This window comes from Bradyrhizobium sp. BRP22 (assembly GCF_020194175.1).
GTDB lineage: Bacteria > Pseudomonadota > Alphaproteobacteria > Rhizobiales > Xanthobacteraceae > Bradyrhizobium.
Genome location: NZ_JADYVX010000051.1, coordinates 17,102 through 32,818, shown reverse-complemented (window position 1 = coordinate 32,818; position 15,717 = coordinate 17,102). Strand labels below are relative to the sequence as shown.

Genomic DNA, 15,717 nt, shown 5'->3' with positions numbered 1-15,717 from the left:
ACGCTCCGCTTCACCCGGGCTACTGATTACTGGCCGTTCCCGTTGCCGTTCTCGCCATTCTCGCTGTCCTCGCCGATATGCTCGACCGAGACGACATGCTCGTCATCGGCGGTGTCGAACACGATGACGCCCTGGGTCGAGCGGCCGGCGATGCGGATGTCGCCGACCGGGCAGCGGATCAGCTGGCCCTTGTCGGTCACCAGCATGATCTGGTCGGCTTCCTCGACCGGGAACGAGGCGACGAGCTTGCCGTTGCGGCTGTTGACGCTCATCGCGACGATGCCTTTGCCGCCGCGGCCGGTGGTGCGGTACTCGTAGGACGAGGTCCGCTTGCCGTAGCCGTTTTCGGACACGGTCAGCACCACCTGCTCCTGCGCCGACATCTCGACATAGCGCTCCTGCGAGAGCTGGATCGCGCCCGTGGTCTCCTCGGCCTCGGTCTCCACCGGCTCCTCGGCGGCCACTTCGCCCGCAACTGCGCGGCGCATCTTCAGGTAGGCCGTGCGCTCGTCCGAGGTGGTCTCGACATGGCGCAGGATCGCGAGCGAGATCAGCTTGTCGCCTTCCGCCAGCGAGATGCCGCGCACGCCCATCGAGGTGCGACCGGTGAAAACGCGGACGTCGGTCACGGGGAAGCGGATGCACTGGCCGCCGGCGGCGGTCAGAAGCACGTCGTCATGCTCGGTGCAGATCTGCACGTCGACGATCGCCTCGCCCTCCTCCAGCTTCATGGCGATGATGCCGGAACGGCGGACGTCGATGAAGTCGGACAGCTTGTTGCGGCGGACGTTGCCGCCGGTGGTGGCGAACATCACGTCGAAATTGCTCCAGGAGGATTCGTCCTCCGGCAGCGGCATGATGGTGGTGATGCGCTCGCCCTGCTCCAGCGGCAGGATGTTGATCAGCGCCTTGCCGCGCGCATTCGGCGCCGCCATCGGCAACCGCCAGACCTTTTCCTTGTAGACCTGGCCGCGCGAGGAGAAGAACAGGACCGGCGTATGGGTGGAGGCCACGAACACGCGGCTGACGAAATCCTCATCGCGCGTCTGCATGCCCGCCCTGCCCTTGCCGCCGCGGCGCTGAGCGCGGTAGGTCGACAGCGGCACGCGCTTGACGTAGCCGGCGTGCGACACGGTCACCACCATGTCCTCGCGCTGGATCAGGTCCTCGTCCTCGACCTCGCCTTCCTGCTCGACGATGACAGTCTTGCGCGGCGTGGCGAACTCGGCCTTTACCTCGGCGAGCTCGGTCTTGACGATCGCCTGCACGCGGGCGCGCGAGCGCAGGATGTCGAGATAGTCGGAGATCTCGGCCGCGAGCTTGGTGAGCTCCTCACCGATCTCGTCGCGGCCAAGCGCGGTCAGGCGCTGCAGCCGGAGGTCGAGGATTTCCTTCGCCTGCTCCAGCGAAAGGCGGATGGTGCCATCCGGACTGATGCGGTGGCGCGGATCGTCGATCAGCGTCAGCATGTCCTCCACGTCCCGCGCCTGCCAATCGCGCGACATCAGGGTTTCGCGCGCGGCCGCCGGGTTCGGCGAAGAGCGGATGACGCGGATGACCTCGTCGATATTGGCAACCGCAATCGCCAGACCCACCTGGAGGTGGGCCCGGTCGCGTGCCTTGGTGAGCAGGTATTTGGTGCGCCGGGTCACCACCTGTTCGCGGAACGCGACGAAGATCGTCAGCAGGTCCTTCAGGTTCATCTGCTGCGGGCGGCCGGAATCAAGTGCCAGAATGTTGGCCGGGAAGTTGGTCTGCAGCGGCGTGAAGCGGTAGAGCTGATTCAGCACGACGTCCGGCATCGCCTCGCGCTTCAGCTCGATCACGACGCGGAAGCCTTCGCGGTCGGACTCGTCGCGCAGGTCGGCAATCCCCTCGATCTTCTTCTCGCGGATGAGCTCGCCGATCCGCTCCACCATGTTGGCCTTGTTAACCTGGTAAGGGATCTCCGTGATGATGATCGCCTCGCGATCCTTTCGCAGGGTGTCGATCGTGACCTTGCCGCGCATCACGATCGAGCCGCGGCCGAGATGATAGGATGATCGGATACCCTGTCTACCGAGGATGACGCCGCCGGTGGGGAAATCCGGCCCCGGAATGATGTTGATGAGTTCGTCGATGGTGAGCGCGGGATTGTCGATCAGCGCCACACAGGCGTCGACGACCTCGCCGAGATTGTGCGGCGGGATGTTGGTGGCCATGCCGACGGCGATGCCGCCCGCGCCATTGACCAGGAGATTCGGAAACCGCGTCGGCAGAACCGCGGGCTCTTTCTCGTTATTGTCGTAGTTGGGCTGGAAATCGACCGTGTCCTTGTCGATGTCGGCGAGGACCGCCTCAGCCGCCCGGGTCAGACGCGCTTCGGTGTATCGATAGGCTGCCGGCGGATCACCGTCGACCGAGCCGAAATTGCCCTGGCCATCGATCAGGGGCACGCGCATCGAAAAATCCTGCGCCATGCGCACCATCGCGTCGTAGATCGACTGGTCGCCGTGCGGGTGATATTTACCGATGACGTCGCCGACCACGCGCGCGGACTTGACGTACTTTTTGTCCGGCGTGTGTCCCTGGTCGTACATCGAATACAGGATGCGGCGGTGCACGGGTTTCAGCCCGTCGCGCGCATCCGGCAGCGCCCGCGCCACGATCACGCTCATGGCGTAATCGAGGTAGGATTTCTTCATTTCGTCGAGAATGGAGATCGGACGAATATCCGAGGGCTCCGACGGCTCGCCGGGCTTGTCGTCTTCAGGGTCTGCCAAAGGGGGAATCCGGGTCGGTTCTACTGAAGAATCATATAGCGTATCGGAGGCTTGATAACCACCCCGGAACCGCCGCGGCGAGCGGCTTTTTCCCTTCGTTTTTTCATAGACTTAGGTGATTGGCGGAGGTTGCGCGGAAGCGCCCTTTAAAGCGGCGGCAAGGGCGCGCGCAACGCGGCCGTTTCAGCCTCCGGCAGCCGCGATACCTCAGCTGCGGCTGGCTCGATTTCCTCATAATTCACATGAACTGGGATTGCGACGACCTCGGCAGCGGCCCAGCAAACAACGTCAATCGCTTGACGGGCATTCCTGCAGTCATTCAAGAGGATAAGTCCAGTCCACCCCTCACCGCGCCAGGAGATTTTCTGATCCTCACGCGATGCCTTGAGGAACATGCCAGGCGATCAGAACGGAATATCGTCGTCCATGTCGTTGTTGCGGGCACCGGCCGGCACCGCGCGGCGCGGTGCGGAACTTGAGGGGCCGCTGACGCCGAAATCGCCGCCACCGCCGCCGCCCATATCATCGGAGAAGCTGCCGCCACCGCCCCTGCCGTCCAGCATCGTCAGGTTGGAGTTGAAGCCCTGCAGCACCACTTCGGTGGAATATTTCTCGACCCCGCTCTGATCGGTCCATTTGCGGGTCTGGAGCTGGCCCTCGATATACACCTTGGCGCCCTTCTTCAGGTATTGCTCGGCGACCTTCGCCAGCCCCTCATTGAAGATGACGACGCGATGCCACTCGGTCTTCTCCTTGCGTTCGCCGGTGGCCCGGTCGCGCCAGGTCTCGGAGGTCGCGACGCTGAGATTGGCGATCGGACGGCCGTCCTGGGTTCGCCGGATCTCCGGATCCTTGCCAAGATTGCCCACCAGAATCACCTTGTTCACACTTCCCGCCATCGCCGCTCTCCACTCAATCACCGGGCCGGCCGGTTGCACGGCCGACGCATTCAGTCTTCGCTAACCACATCTTATACTGCTGACGGACCGTATACGCTCGCCGACGCTGCCGGCGCAGCCATTCCCGTCCATCCCCGCGGTTATCCACATATAGCACCAACCGGGCCATTGTTCCAGTTTTGTTCCTTACAACCTGCCGTAAACGCGGCAAGATCGTGGCCTAATTTTGGTGCAGCGGGGATGGAACCCGAAGTCAGCCCCCGGGTTCCCGAAAAGACTAAACAAATCACTAACTTATGTTATCACCACTTCGCCGTTAAGTGTTGCCTTTCGGCGACGGTATTTCGGGTTGAATCGGGGTATATGCCTAAAACGACGGCGCGGCGCTCGCGTCTTTATAACGTGACGCTTCGGGACCAATAGAAGCGAACAAAGGCTGGAGAGCTACGATGAAGAAGTTTTTGCTTGGTACGGTTGCCTTGGTTGCGCTGGCGGCGCCAGCGTCGGCTGCCGATCTTGCTGCGCGTCCCTATACAAAGGCCCCGCCGGCGCCGGTTGCGGTCGTCTATGACTGGAGCGGGTTCTATATCGGCGGCAACGGCGGCTGGGGAACGAGCCGCACGTGCTGGGATGTCGTCGGCTTTGGTGACGGCTGCCACGATGCGGATGGCGGCACGGCCGGTGGTCAGATCGGCTATCGCTGGCAGACCGGCACCTGGGTGTTCGGTGTCGAAGGTCAGGGCAACTGGGCTGACTTCAAGGGCAGCAACATCAGCCTGCTGACGGGCATCGATACCAACGAGTCGAGGATCGACGCCTTCGGCCTGCTGACCGGCCAGATCGGCTATGCCGCCAACAACGTGCTGTTCTACGTCAAGGGCGGTGCGGCTGTGACCGGAAATCGCTACCGCGTCCTCGACACCGCCACTGGTTTCCCGATCACCAACGACGTCAACGACACCCGCTGGGGTGCCGTGGTTGGCGCCGGCGTCGAGTTCGGCTTCGCGCCCAACTGGTCGGTCGGCGTCGAGTACGACCACATCTTCCTGGGTGATCGCTCCTACGACTTCATCAACAATGGCTTCGCTGGCCCGGCCGGCACGCTCTTCACCACGGAGAATGTCAGCCAGGACGTCGACATGGTCACCGTCCGCGTGAACTACAAGTGGGGCGGCCCGCTCATCGCCCGCTACTGATCGCACGATCGGATATCGATCCGAGAAAAGGCCGGCCTCGCGCCGGCCTTTTTGTTTTGCGCGCCGTTCCCGTCACGAAACTCCGTCTGCGCAAGCTCCCGCCTTGCTGCCAGCTACTGCCAACGCAGCACGCAAGACGCGCGACCAGAAACAAATCGTTGATGATTCGCTCTAGGCACTGGAAATCATCACGCGTTCTTCCTATGTTCCAGCATCACCCCATCGGCGCCGTGGTACGGATTTCCGACGACGCGCGCCCGTAACGTGGCGCGCCTGCAAGCGCCTGGAAAATGCCGATATGGATGAAGTGCTCAGGGCGAAGCGCCAACAACCCGCCGGCTCCTCCTCACGTGCCATCACCATCCGCGGCGCGCGGGAGCACAATCTCAAGAACATCGACGTCGAGATCCCACGCGACAAGCTTGTCGTGTTCACCGGCCTGTCCGGCTCCGGCAAATCCTCCCTCGCCTTCGACACCATCTATGCCGAAGGCCAGCGCCGCTATGTCGAGTCGCTCTCGGCCTACGCCCGCCAGTTCCTGGAGATGATGCAGAAGCCGGACGTCGACCAGATCGACGGCCTTTCGCCGGCCATTTCCATCGAGCAGAAAACCACCTCGAAGAACCCCCGCTCCACAGTCGGCACCGTCACCGAGATCTACGACTATATGCGCCTGCTCTGGGCGCGCGTCGGCGTGCCCTATTCGCCGGCCACCGGGCTGCCAATCGAGAGTCAGACCGTCTCGCAGATGGTCGATCGCGTGCTGGCGCTCCCGGAAGGCACCCGCCTCTATCTGCTCGCGCCCGTCGTGCGCGGCCGCAAGGGCGAGTACCGGAAAGAGCTCGCCGAATATCTCAAGAAGGGCTTCCAGCGCGTCAAGATCGACGGCACCTTCCATGAGCTCGCCGATGCCCCGAGCCTCGACAAGAAGTTTCCGCACGACGTCGATGTCGTCGTCGATCGCATCGTGGTGCGCCCCGACATCGGCCAGCGTCTCGCGGAAAGCTTTGAGACCGCACTGAAGCTCGCAGAAGGGCTCGCGGTGATCGAATTCGCCGACGCGCCGGCGGCAGCGCCTGCGGAAGAAAAGAAGAAGACCGCGAAGATCCACGACAAGAGCGGGCCCGAGCGCATCCTGTTCTCGGAAAAGTTCGCCTGCCCGGTTTCCGGCTTCACCATCCCCGAGATCGAGCCGCGGCTGTTCTCGTTCAACAACCCCTATGGCGCCTGCCCTGCGTGCGGCGGTCTCGGCGTCGAGCAGCATGTCGATGACGACCTCGTCATTCCCGACAAGGAACTGTCCCTGCGCAAGGGCGCCATCGCGCCGTGGGCAAAGTCCTCTTCGCCCTATTACCTGCAGACGCTGACCGCGCTTGGCAAGCACTACAAGTTCACGCTCGACACCAAGTGGAAGGATCTGCCGAAGAAAACGCAGAACGCGATCCTGCACGGCTCGGGCGACGACGAGATCAAGTTCTCCTACGAGGACGGGGTGCGCTCCTACGACACCAAGAAGCCGTTCGAGGGCGTGATCACCAACATCAACCGCCGCTATCGCGAGACCGAGAGCGAGTGGGCGCGCGAGGAGCTGGCGAAATATTTCACCGACATCCCCTGCGCCGCCTGCAACGGCTATCGCCTCAAGCCGGAAGCGCTGTGCGTCAAGATCGGCGGCAAGCATATCGGCGAGATCGCCGACCTCTCGGTGAAGCGCGCCGGCGAGTGGTTCGAGGGCGTCCCGGATGCGCTCAACACGCAGCAGAACGAGATCGCCGCCCGCGTCCTGAAGGAGATCCGCGAGCGCTTGACCTTCCTGCTCGACGTCGGCCTCAACTATCTCACGCTGTCCCGCTCGTCCGGCACCTTGTCCGGCGGCGAGAGCCAGCGCATCCGCTTGGCCTCGCAGATCGGCTCAGGCCTGACGGGCGTGCTCTATGTGCTGGACGAGCCCTCGATCGGCCTGCACCAGCGCGACAACGCGCGTCTGTTGGACACGCTGAAGCGGCTGCGCGACCTCGGCAACACCGTGGTCGTGGTCGAGCATGACGAGGACGCGATTCGGCTGGCCGATTACGTGCTCGACATCGGCCCCGGCGCCGGCATGCATGGCGGCCATATCGTCGCCCAGGGCACGCCTGCCGACATCATGCGCAATCCGAAATCGCTGACCGGCAAGTATCTCACCGGCGAGCTTTCGGTGCCGATCCCCGAGCGGCGGCCACCGAACCATCGCCGTACCATCAAGGTGGTCAACGCGCGCGGCAACAATCTGAAGAACGTCACGGCGGAGATTCCGCTGGGGCTGTTCACCTGCATCACCGGCGTCTCCGGCGGCGGCAAGTCGACGCTCCTGATCGACACACTCTACAAGGCGATCGCGCGCAAGCTGAACAATGCAAGCGAGGCCGCAGCCCCGCACGACCGCATCGAGGGCCTGGAGCATATCGACAAGATCATCGACATCGACCAGTCGCCGATCGGCCGCACCCCGCGCTCCAACCCCGCGACCTATACTGGTGCCTTCACGCCGATCCGCGAATGGTTCGCCGGCCTGCCGGAGGCCAAGGCGCGCGGCTACGAGCCCGGGCGGTTCTCCTTCAACGTCAAGGGCGGCCGCTGCGAGGCCTGCCAGGGTGATGGCGTCATCAAGATCGAGATGCACTTTTTGCCGGACGTCTACGTCACCTGCGACGTCTGCAAGGGCAAGCGCTACAACCGCGAGACCCTGGAAGTGCTGTTCAAGGGCAAGTCGATCGCCGACGTGCTCGACATGACCGTGGAGGAAGCCGCCGACTTCTTCAAGGCGGTGCCGCGCGTGCGCGAGACCTTCCAGACCCTGCACCGCGTCGGCCTCGACTACATCCATGTCGGCCAGCAGGCGACCACGCTGTCGGGCGGTGAAGCCCAGCGCGTCAAGCTGGCAAAAGAGCTGTCCAAGCGCGCCACCGGCCGCACGCTTTACATCCTGGACGAACCCACCACCGGCCTGCACTTCCACGACGTCGCAAAGCTGCTGGAAGTGCTGCATGAACTCGTCGCCCAGGGCAACACGGTCGTCGTGATCGAGCACAACCTCGAAGTCATCAAGACCGCAGACTGGGTCATCGATCTCGGCCCCGAAGGCGGCGACGGCGGCGGCGAGATCGTCGCCTGGGGCCCGCCCGAGGACATCGTCAAGGCGCCGCGAAGCTACACCGGCCAGTTCCTGGCACCGGTGCTGAAGAAGGCGAACAGCAAGCCGAGGAAGAGCCGCGCGAGCGAAGCGGCGGAGTGAAATCTGCATCAGGGACCATCCCGTAGGATGCGAAGAGCGAAGCGTGCCCACTTTCGCTTGCGCCACAGCGCGAATGGTGGGCACGCGCTGATCTCGGCCCAAATCGGCTAGCGCCTTGATCCAGCGCAATGTCACGATGATTTTTGCGGCTATTTTTCTACAATGGTTCACCGTCGTGGATCACCGCAATGATCATCGATCTGCTAAGCCAAGAGCACCGCACCATTGAACGGCTGCTTGCCGTTCTCGAGCACGAACTGGATATTTTCGATCGCTCAGGCCGACCGGACTACGAGGTCATCCGCTCGATCATCGCCTATTTCGAAATTTATACTGAGCTGTATCACCATCCCCAGGAAGACCGCGTTTTCGCCAAGCTGAAAATCCGCGATCCCGCCGCCGCTGCGAAAATCGGCGATCTGACCCATGAGCACCAGGAAGGGGCCAAGCGCTTGCACCGCGTCGCCCAAGCCGTCGACGCCGTGCTTTCCGATCGCGATTTCCTGCAGCACGAACGGCGCCACATCATGATGGAGGATCGAGATTTCTTCCCCGCTGCTCAGAGAGCATTGCAGCCTCAGGACTGGATCGAAATCGCTTCAGCCCTGTCCCCTCACAAGGATCCGCTGTTTTCTGATGCCACGGAATCCAGGTTCGACGTCCTGCGCGCACATATCTTGCAGTTGGAGCTGGAGGCCGAAGCCGAGCGGCGTTAGTGCAATTGTCCTCTGAGCGTATCATCGGCGACAGCCAATGCTCGCCGCGAGCGCATCTTCGCCACGGCTTCTCCGTTTGTGAATTTCGCAATTCTCCCCGGGCGTGCTATCCCTTCCTGCGCCCAATGCCCTATTCCCTTGTCATCTTCGATCTCGACGGCACTCTTGCGGACAGCTTTCCCTGGTTCTTGCGCAATGTGAACGACGTCGCTGACCGGTTCGGTTTCCACCGCGTCGCTGGTGAAGACGTCGAGGGCCTGCGGCATGCCGGCTCGCGCGAGATCGTTGCGCGGCTTGGGGTGCCGATGTGGAAGGTACCGATGATCGCCCGGCACATGCGGCGATTGAAGGCGGAGCATCTGGCCGACATCCCGCTATTTCCAGGCGCCGAGGCCATGTTGCGCACGCTCGCGCATGGCGGCCTGAAGCTGGCGCTGGTCAGTTCGGATAGCGAGGCGAATGCTCGCCGCCTGCTTGGTAATGCCGCCGCACTGTTCTCCGATTTCGACTGCGGCGCGTCGATCTTCGGCAAGTCCGCGAAATTCGGCCGCGTTCTCAAGCGCGCCGGCGTCACTCCGTCGCAGGTGATCTCGATCGGCGACGAAACCCGCGACATCGAAGCCGCGCGAGCCGTCGGCATTGCCTGCGCCGCAGTGTCATGGGGCTACTCGGCGCCGGCGAAACTGCGGGCGCTCGGCCCTGATCTGATGTTCGAGCGCATGGAGGATATTGTGGGCGAGCTATGCGGGGCGATTGTAACAGAGATAGGCGGTGACCCAATGTAGTCGGGTGACCTTGGGCATTTGACCGATCTTATCGCCACTTCACGTGCTCATTCTTCGCGCCACAGATGACGAGACCGAAACCGCCCCTCTTCGATTACCAGGTAGCGTTCAAAAAGCTGCTCCCCATATCGCTCAATTGCCGTCCCGAGTCGTTCGATCTTGAGTGAAGTATTTTCGGAACCAATACGTATCAAGACAAGACCGGGTATCGTGCGCTCCCTACGGAAAATGAGCTCGCCAAAATCCTTATCTTCGGTGAGAAGGATTCGTTTCTCGCGAGCCGCGAACGCGACTACGTCCGCATCGCTCAAGCCAGCAGCTGCTTCGGCGATATACAAGACGTCATGACCAAGCAAACGCAAAGACGCGACCAAAGGCGCCCCGACGCATTCATCTACAAGCCAGCGCACAGATCAGCCGTAGACGATTTCTTCATCAGCAAGATAGTCCGCGGCAAATGCTTGAGCGGCCAGGATGTCATCCCGGATCAGCCGCGGATGGTCGGCAAGGATCGCCTCGATCGACATACCGGCACCGAGTTTGCGCAGAACGGTCTCTACGGGAATCCGTGTGCCACGAATGACCGGTTTCCCGTCCATTATACCAGGGTTAATCTCAATCCGTTCGTGCGGCATGATGACCTCTCAGACGTAGATTATCAGACAAGGGGGCGCCTGTCAGCGCCCTCAGGTCACCTCACTCCTCGATCGCCGCCTCGACGAACCCATGGGGATCATCGCAGAACTCGCGCATGACCCTGTAATGGTCGGTGTCTTTCACGTTCACCGGCTCCAATCCGTATTTCGACAGCCGCAGCAGCGTCGCATTGGGATAAGCCATCAGGATCGGCGAATGCGTGGCCATGATGATCTGGCATTGGCCGCTCTCGTCCATCCGGCGCATCAGCTTCAGGAATTCGATCTGGCGCGAAGGCGACAGCGCCGATTCCGGCTCGTCGAAAATGAAGATGCCCTGGCGCTGGCAGCGCTCCTCGAAGAAGTAGAGAAAGCCCTCTGCGTGGGAGTAAGAGAGATAATCGGGCGGCGATTGGCTTGATTGATCCAGGTATCTTGCGACCGAGAAGAACGTCTCCGCCCGGAAAAACCAGCCGTAGTTGACCTTGGGCAACCAGCCGGCGCGCAAGGCAACCGACAGGTCTTCGCCCGTCGCTTCGATGGCGTCGGAATGATCGATCGGCCTATATCCCTTGCCGCCGCCGGCATTGTCGAAGCCGGCGAGCGCCGCGATGCCTTCGAGGATGGTCGATTTACCCGTCCCGTTCTCGCCGGCGATGATGGTGATGGCCGACCCGAAACTCAGGTCGAATTCGTCCCTGAAAATGGGAAGGCAGAATGGATAGGCGTCCCAATCCGGAACGAGCGAGCGATCGAGCCAGACCCGCTTCAGATAAGGCGCGGGAAGGCTGGTTGTGCGGTTTCGTCTTCGGCCCATGCCCTGCCCCAGTCTATTCCGCGATCGCCGCATTCACGAACCCCGCCGGGTCCGCGTAGAACTCGCGCATCACCTTGTAGTGGTCGGTCTGCTCGACGGTCACCGGCTCAAGCCCGTACTTCGTCAGCCGCAACAGCGTTGCATTGGGATAGGCCATCAGTACCGGCGAATGCGTGGCCATCAGCACCTGGCAATGGCCTGTGGCATCCATGCGGCGGAGCAGTTTCAGGAATTCGATCTGGCGCGAGGGCGATAGCGCCGATTCCGGCTCGTCGAAGATGAAGAGGCCCTGACGCTGGCACTGCTCGTTAAAGAAACGCAAAAAGCCTTCGCCGTGAGAGTGGGAGAGGAAGTCCGGAGGGATGCCGCGACCAACGCCCGGAATAAATTCGTTGTTGACCTCATCCAGATATCTTGCGACCGAAAAGAAGCTTTCCGCCCGAAAGAACCAGCCATTGGCGATTTTCGGCAACCAGCTTGCACGAAGCGCGGTCGACAGCTGTCCCCCCATCTTCTCGATTGCCTTCGAGTGATCGACCGGCATGTAACCATTCCTGCCGCCGGCCTCGTCGAAGCCCGCTAGTACCGCTATACTTTCCAAGAGCGTCGACTTGCCGGTCCCGTTCTCGCCGACAATGATGGTGATCGCACGGTCGAAGCTCAGCTCGAAATCATCTCGCAGCAAAGGCAGGCAGAACGGATAGGCATCCCGGTCGGTGACGCGGCTCGGATCGAGCCAGATGCGTTTGAGGTAAGGCGCCGGCAGATTGATCGTTCTGTTCTTTCGTGCAGCCATGCGCGTACCTAACAACCGGCGTAGTTCAGGGCTTTGGTCCCGATCCCGAACCTATCTGGCATAGTTCTCGGAACACAACAAGAACATTTCTGCCATGAGTGTCAGCCTCGCGCCCAGCGCCACTTACGCCCTCTTCCGCAGCGCCATTATCGGCGAGCAACAGGTCGTGTGCACCTACGACGGCCGCACCCGCGAGCTCTGCCCGCACATCATCGGCACCAACAAATCGGGCGAAGAAGTCGTGCTGGCCTGGCAGTTCGCCGGCGAGAGCTCGGGCAAGCTGCCGCAATGGCGCTGCCTGCGGCTCGCCAACGTTCGCGATGCCAAGTTACGCAAGGGACGCTGGCACGAAGGCGGCTCGCACCGAACCGAGCAGACCTGCGTCAGCAACATCGATCTCGACATCAACATCCACATCCGCAAGCGCCGGTGACGACGTTCTGTCCTGGCCGCGCGCGCAATGCCAGCCCCTCATGGTGAGGAGCGCATAGCGCGTCTCCGGACGATGACAGCGGAGAGCCGTTCGACATTTGAGTCAGATCCCTCCCCCTCGTCATTGCGAGCGGAGCGAAGCAATCCATCTCGCCACTTGCCAAAGCATGGACTGCTTCGCTCCGCTCGTAATGACGGCGGAGAGAACCGTGCCCGGAACGACAGCCGCCTACCCCTCCTCGTCCAGCACCTCGAGCACGAGCTCCATCGTCATCAGCACCGGGTTGTCGCCGCGCACGAGCGTCCCTTCGGCGATCCCGCCGAGATAGTCGACGAGTGCGATATCGAGCTTGGCTTCGAGCTGGCCATCGGCATCGGGGGCGATCGTGCCCGCTCGGACCGCGAGCTCGGTCGCGAACGGCACCACGGTGCGGCCATCGGTGAAGCAGGCACCAATGGTCGAACCGACGCCGCCATGCAGGCGTGCGTGCAGGATGCCGTGCTGGCGACAAAACTTCTCCAGCGCACAGGCAAAATCCTGGTTCGGGCGCAGCCGCAGCGCAAAGGCGCGGCTGGTGGTGTCCGCATTCGTCGCCTCGCGCCGCACCGGGCCGAACAGCTTGAAATTGGTCTCGGCATCGGGCTCGGCCACAAACTTCGCGCCATCGAGACCAAAGGCCTGCACCTCGAAGGGCTCGGCGACCATGGTCTCCTCCGGCAGCATATGGCCGCCGTTGAAGCGCCCGCCCGCCTCGCTCCAGAAGCCATGGCAGTGGAAGAACGGCGCGCCGTCGCGTTCGCCGAACGTCATCGTCGCGAACTTGAGCCGCGTGATGCCGTCGGGACGAAACGTCTCGCTGTAGAACGCGGCGTTGGCGCCGGTCTTCGACAGCGCCGGCATCACGTAGGCGAATGGATCGAGCGCTCCGCCGCTCGCACTCAACACGCCGCCCGAAAATCCTTCCGCCGCGAAGCCACGGCGCGCAGCCTCCAGCAGCGGGATGCCGGCCTCTAGCGTAAAGGAGAATGCGCGCCCGCGCGCTTCCACCCATTGAATGCGCTCGCGCGCAGGCGGACCCGGTTGGGCGATGCTGCGCATCGTCAGGTCTGCTTGGTGTCGAGCAGCCCGCGCGCTTCCAGCTCGTCGCGGATCAGGCGCTTGGGTATCTTGCCGTAGCCCGACTTCGGCAGCGCGTCCCAGAAGAAGAAGCGTTTCGGCATCTTGTAGCGCGGTACCTTCGGCGCAAGATAAGCGGCAAGCTCCGCCTCGCTCACCGCGCCGGCGCCGTCGCGTGCGACGCAGACGGCGACGCCGACCTCGCCCCAGAAAGGATCGGGCACGCCGAGGACGGCGACTTCGCCGACGGCCGGATGCGTCAGGATCTTCTCCTCGATCTCACGCGGATAGATGTTGGAGCCGCCGGAGATGTACATGTCGGACGCGCGACCGGTGATGTAGACAAAGCCCTCCTCGTCCATGTGGCCGAGATCGCCGGTGCGAAACCAGCCGTCGCGAAACGCTTTCGCATTGGCTTCAGGATTGTCGTAGTAGCCCGCGAACACCGCCGGCCCGATCACGCAGATCTCCCCGGTCTCGAACGGTTTCACCTCGCGCCCCTGGTCGTCCTGGATCGAGACCTGCATGCCGACCCGCTCGAAGCCGCAGGTGCCGATCCGCGCATGCGGGCCGTCCTCGGGATCGTGCAGCGCCGGCGGCAGCACGGTAATATTGCCGGTGACCTCGCCGAGGCCGAAATACTGCACCAGCACGGCGCCGAGCTTGCTCAGCGCGAGCTTCTGGTCCTCGCGGTACATCGGCGCTCCCGCATAGATCACGTGCCGCAGCGAGGAATGATCGAACTGGTCGACGGCGGGATGCTCGACCATCATCTTCAGGATCGTCGGCACCGTGAAAAGGTTGCTGACGCGGTGCTTCTCGATCAGGCGGAAGGTTTCGGGAATATCGAATCTCTCGGACGGAAGCAGGATAGTCGGCACGCCGCGCGCGGACTGCATGAGCTGGTGGATGCCGGCGCCATGCGACAGCGGCGCGACCACGATCGAGGCATCTTGCTCGCTCACGCCGGGCGTCAGGTCGGCGAGATGATTGGTCACCACGAAGGCCATCTGGCCGTGGGTCAGCACGGCAGCCTTGGAGCGGCCGGTGGTGCCGGAGGTGAAGAAGAACCAGCAGGGATCGTCATGCTCGACCGCGACATTGTCGACCGTCGCGCCGGCGTGCGCCGCAATCGCTTCGGTGACTGTGCGCTCACCGAAGGTCCCCTCCTCGCCGATCCGCCATGTGAACTGCAGCGCAGGATTGGCGGCGGCTGCGGCATGCTCGGGAAAGTCGCCGTGGCAGAGAAAGGCCTTGGCGCCGGAAGCTACAGCCAGATAGGCGACCTCATCAGGCATCAGGCGAAAATTGGTCGGGACCCAGACCGCGCCGAGGCGGAAGGCGGCGAACATCGACCAGAACATCTCGTCGCAGTTCTTGGAATGGACGAGAATGCGGTCGCCTTTGACGATGCCCTGCGCCGCCAGCGCAGCCGCAAGTGCGGAGACGAGGCCGTCGATCTCGCGCCAGGACCAGCTTCGGTCCCGCCAAATGAAGCCTGCGCGATCGCCATGCCGGCGCGCATTCTGGGTCACGATATGCGCCAGGTTCATCACCCGGCGCGACATTCGCACGATCCCGCCGCGCGGCGCGGCCAGGCTACTCGTCTCTCCGCTCATTTCCGTCCCATCGGGAGTTTTGTCACGCGGGGCTTCTGTCGCCCCAATTGCGGTTTATCGTCTCCGCACCGGGTTCGGCAAGGGCGGACCCGGCCCCTCCGGCCCGCCGCTAAGGCGCGTGGGCTGTCATTGCTGCGGATGGTCGGCGAGTTCCTGGTCGCTTCTGCCCCAATCCTGCCAGAGCTGCAGCGCACCCAGCACGACCACCAGCGCGCCGAGGATGCCGTGCCAGACCTGCAGCATCGTGTCGCCGGAATAGCCGAACAGGAACGGCGAAGCGATCAGCCAGCAGCCGAGCACGATGGCTGCGACCTCCTCCCAGCGCTGCAGGGCGACATATTCGAGCTGGGCGAGGCCGAACACCAGCATGCCGATCACGAAGGTGTTGAGGATCATGATGCTGCGCTCGGAATCGACGACCTCACGGCCGGCCTGCATCGGAAACCACGGCGACACCACGATCAGCACGCCAAGCAGCATGCCGAACCAATCCTCCCACGGTCTATGGGTGCTAAAGAAACGCTTATCCGACATGGTAGACCTCCCTGGAAAAGAGGCATACGTCAGCAGCCAGCGATCATGACATTGCAATACCAAACGACCATCGGGCCGCTTCGGGGCGTATGTCTTGAGAAAAACGTAGGCCGGTTACGATCGGCTTGCAAGGCC

14 protein-coding genes are annotated in these 15,717 nt (G+C 62.8%); 5 read left to right on the top strand and 9 right to left on the bottom strand.

Annotated features, from left to right (window positions below; all coding sequences use genetic code 11):
* Window positions 1-26 precede the first annotated feature (26 nt).
* The gene (gene gyrA / locus I6F35_RS36545; RefSeq protein WP_225122474.1) at window positions 27-2,762 is read right to left on the bottom strand and encodes a DNA gyrase subunit A; all 2,736 of its coding nucleotides are present in this window, start codon (window positions 2,760-2,762) and stop codon (window positions 27-29) included.
* A gap of 404 nt (window positions 2,763-3,166) precedes the next feature.
* Window positions 3,167-3,661 carry a single-stranded DNA-binding protein gene (locus I6F35_RS36540; protein WP_225122473.1) on the bottom strand — a complete coding sequence of 165 codons (495 nt, stop codon included), beginning with the start codon at window positions 3,659-3,661 and terminating at the stop codon, window positions 3,167-3,169.
* Window positions 3,662-4,110: 449 nt separating this feature from the next.
* Between I6F35_RS36540 and I6F35_RS36535 the strand changes: the two genes are divergently transcribed.
* The 4 genes from I6F35_RS36535 to I6F35_RS36520 all read left to right on the top strand — a co-directional run bounded on the left by I6F35_RS36535 (window position 4,111) and on the right by I6F35_RS36520 (window position 9,632).
* Window positions 4,111-4,857, top strand: coding sequence for an outer membrane beta-barrel protein (locus I6F35_RS36535; RefSeq protein WP_225122472.1), 747 nt, complete (start codon window positions 4,111-4,113; stop codon window positions 4,855-4,857).
* 298 nt (window positions 4,858-5,155) lie between these two features.
* Window positions 5,156-8,131: an excinuclease ABC subunit UvrA gene (gene uvrA / locus I6F35_RS36530; RefSeq protein ID WP_225122471.1), complete on the top strand. Its 2,976-nt coding sequence runs from the start codon at window positions 5,156-5,158 to the stop codon at window positions 8,129-8,131.
* Window positions 8,132-8,319: 188 nt separating this feature from the next.
* Complete coding sequence (locus I6F35_RS36525; protein ID WP_225122470.1) at window positions 8,320-8,847, top strand: hemerythrin domain-containing protein; 528 nt, start codon at window positions 8,320-8,322, stop codon at window positions 8,845-8,847.
* A gap of 125 nt (window positions 8,848-8,972) precedes the next feature.
* Window positions 8,973-9,632 carry an HAD-IA family hydrolase gene (locus tag I6F35_RS36520; protein ID WP_225122469.1) on the top strand — a complete coding sequence of 220 codons (660 nt, stop codon included), beginning with the start codon at window positions 8,973-8,975 and terminating at the stop codon, window positions 9,630-9,632.
* A gap of 47 nt (window positions 9,633-9,679) precedes the next feature.
* Here the strand turns inward: I6F35_RS36520 and I6F35_RS36515 are convergent, their stop codons facing one another.
* The 4 genes from I6F35_RS36515 to I6F35_RS36500 all read right to left on the bottom strand — a co-directional run bounded on the left by I6F35_RS36515 (window position 9,680) and on the right by I6F35_RS36500 (window position 11,880).
* Window positions 9,680-10,042: a DUF5615 family PIN-like protein gene (locus I6F35_RS36515; RefSeq protein ID WP_225122468.1), complete on the bottom strand. Its 363-nt coding sequence runs from the start codon at window positions 10,040-10,042 to the stop codon at window positions 9,680-9,682.
* Window positions 10,043-10,045: 3 nt separating this feature from the next.
* The gene (locus I6F35_RS36510; protein ID WP_225122467.1) at window positions 10,046-10,267 is read right to left on the bottom strand and encodes a DUF433 domain-containing protein; all 222 of its coding nucleotides are present in this window, start codon (window positions 10,265-10,267) and stop codon (window positions 10,046-10,048) included.
* Between the two features lie 61 nt (window positions 10,268-10,328).
* On the bottom strand, window positions 10,329-11,084 hold the full coding sequence (locus I6F35_RS36505) for an AAA family ATPase (RefSeq protein ID WP_225122466.1): 756 nt from the start codon (window positions 11,082-11,084) through the stop codon (window positions 10,329-10,331).
* 13 nt (window positions 11,085-11,097) lie between these two features.
* On the bottom strand, window positions 11,098-11,880 hold the full coding sequence (locus I6F35_RS36500; RefSeq protein WP_225122465.1) for an AAA family ATPase: 783 nt from the start codon (window positions 11,878-11,880) through the stop codon (window positions 11,098-11,100).
* 94 nt (window positions 11,881-11,974) lie between these two features.
* Here I6F35_RS36500 and I6F35_RS36495 point away from each other — a divergent pair, with 94 nt between their 5' ends.
* Window positions 11,975-12,313 carry a hypothetical protein gene (locus I6F35_RS36495; RefSeq protein ID WP_225122464.1) on the top strand — a complete coding sequence of 113 codons (339 nt, stop codon included), beginning with the start codon at window positions 11,975-11,977 and terminating at the stop codon, window positions 12,311-12,313.
* Between the two features lie 228 nt (window positions 12,314-12,541).
* Here I6F35_RS36495 and I6F35_RS36490 read toward each other — a convergent pair whose 3' ends face one another.
* The 3 genes from I6F35_RS36490 to I6F35_RS36480 form a co-directional block, all read right to left on the bottom strand.
* The gene (locus tag I6F35_RS36490) at window positions 12,542-13,411 is read right to left on the bottom strand and encodes a DUF296 domain-containing protein (RefSeq protein WP_225122463.1); all 870 of its coding nucleotides are present in this window, start codon (window positions 13,409-13,411) and stop codon (window positions 12,542-12,544) included.
* 2 nt (window positions 13,412-13,413) lie between these two features.
* A complete protein-coding gene (locus tag I6F35_RS36485; RefSeq protein WP_225122462.1) occupies window positions 13,414-15,048 on the bottom strand; it encodes an acyl-CoA synthetase in 1,635 nt (544 codons plus the stop codon).
* Window positions 15,049-15,174: 126 nt separating this feature from the next.
* Window positions 15,175-15,582: an SPW repeat protein gene (locus I6F35_RS36480; protein WP_225122461.1), complete on the bottom strand. Its 408-nt coding sequence runs from the start codon at window positions 15,580-15,582 to the stop codon at window positions 15,175-15,177.
* Window positions 15,583-15,717: the final 135 nt, after the last annotated feature.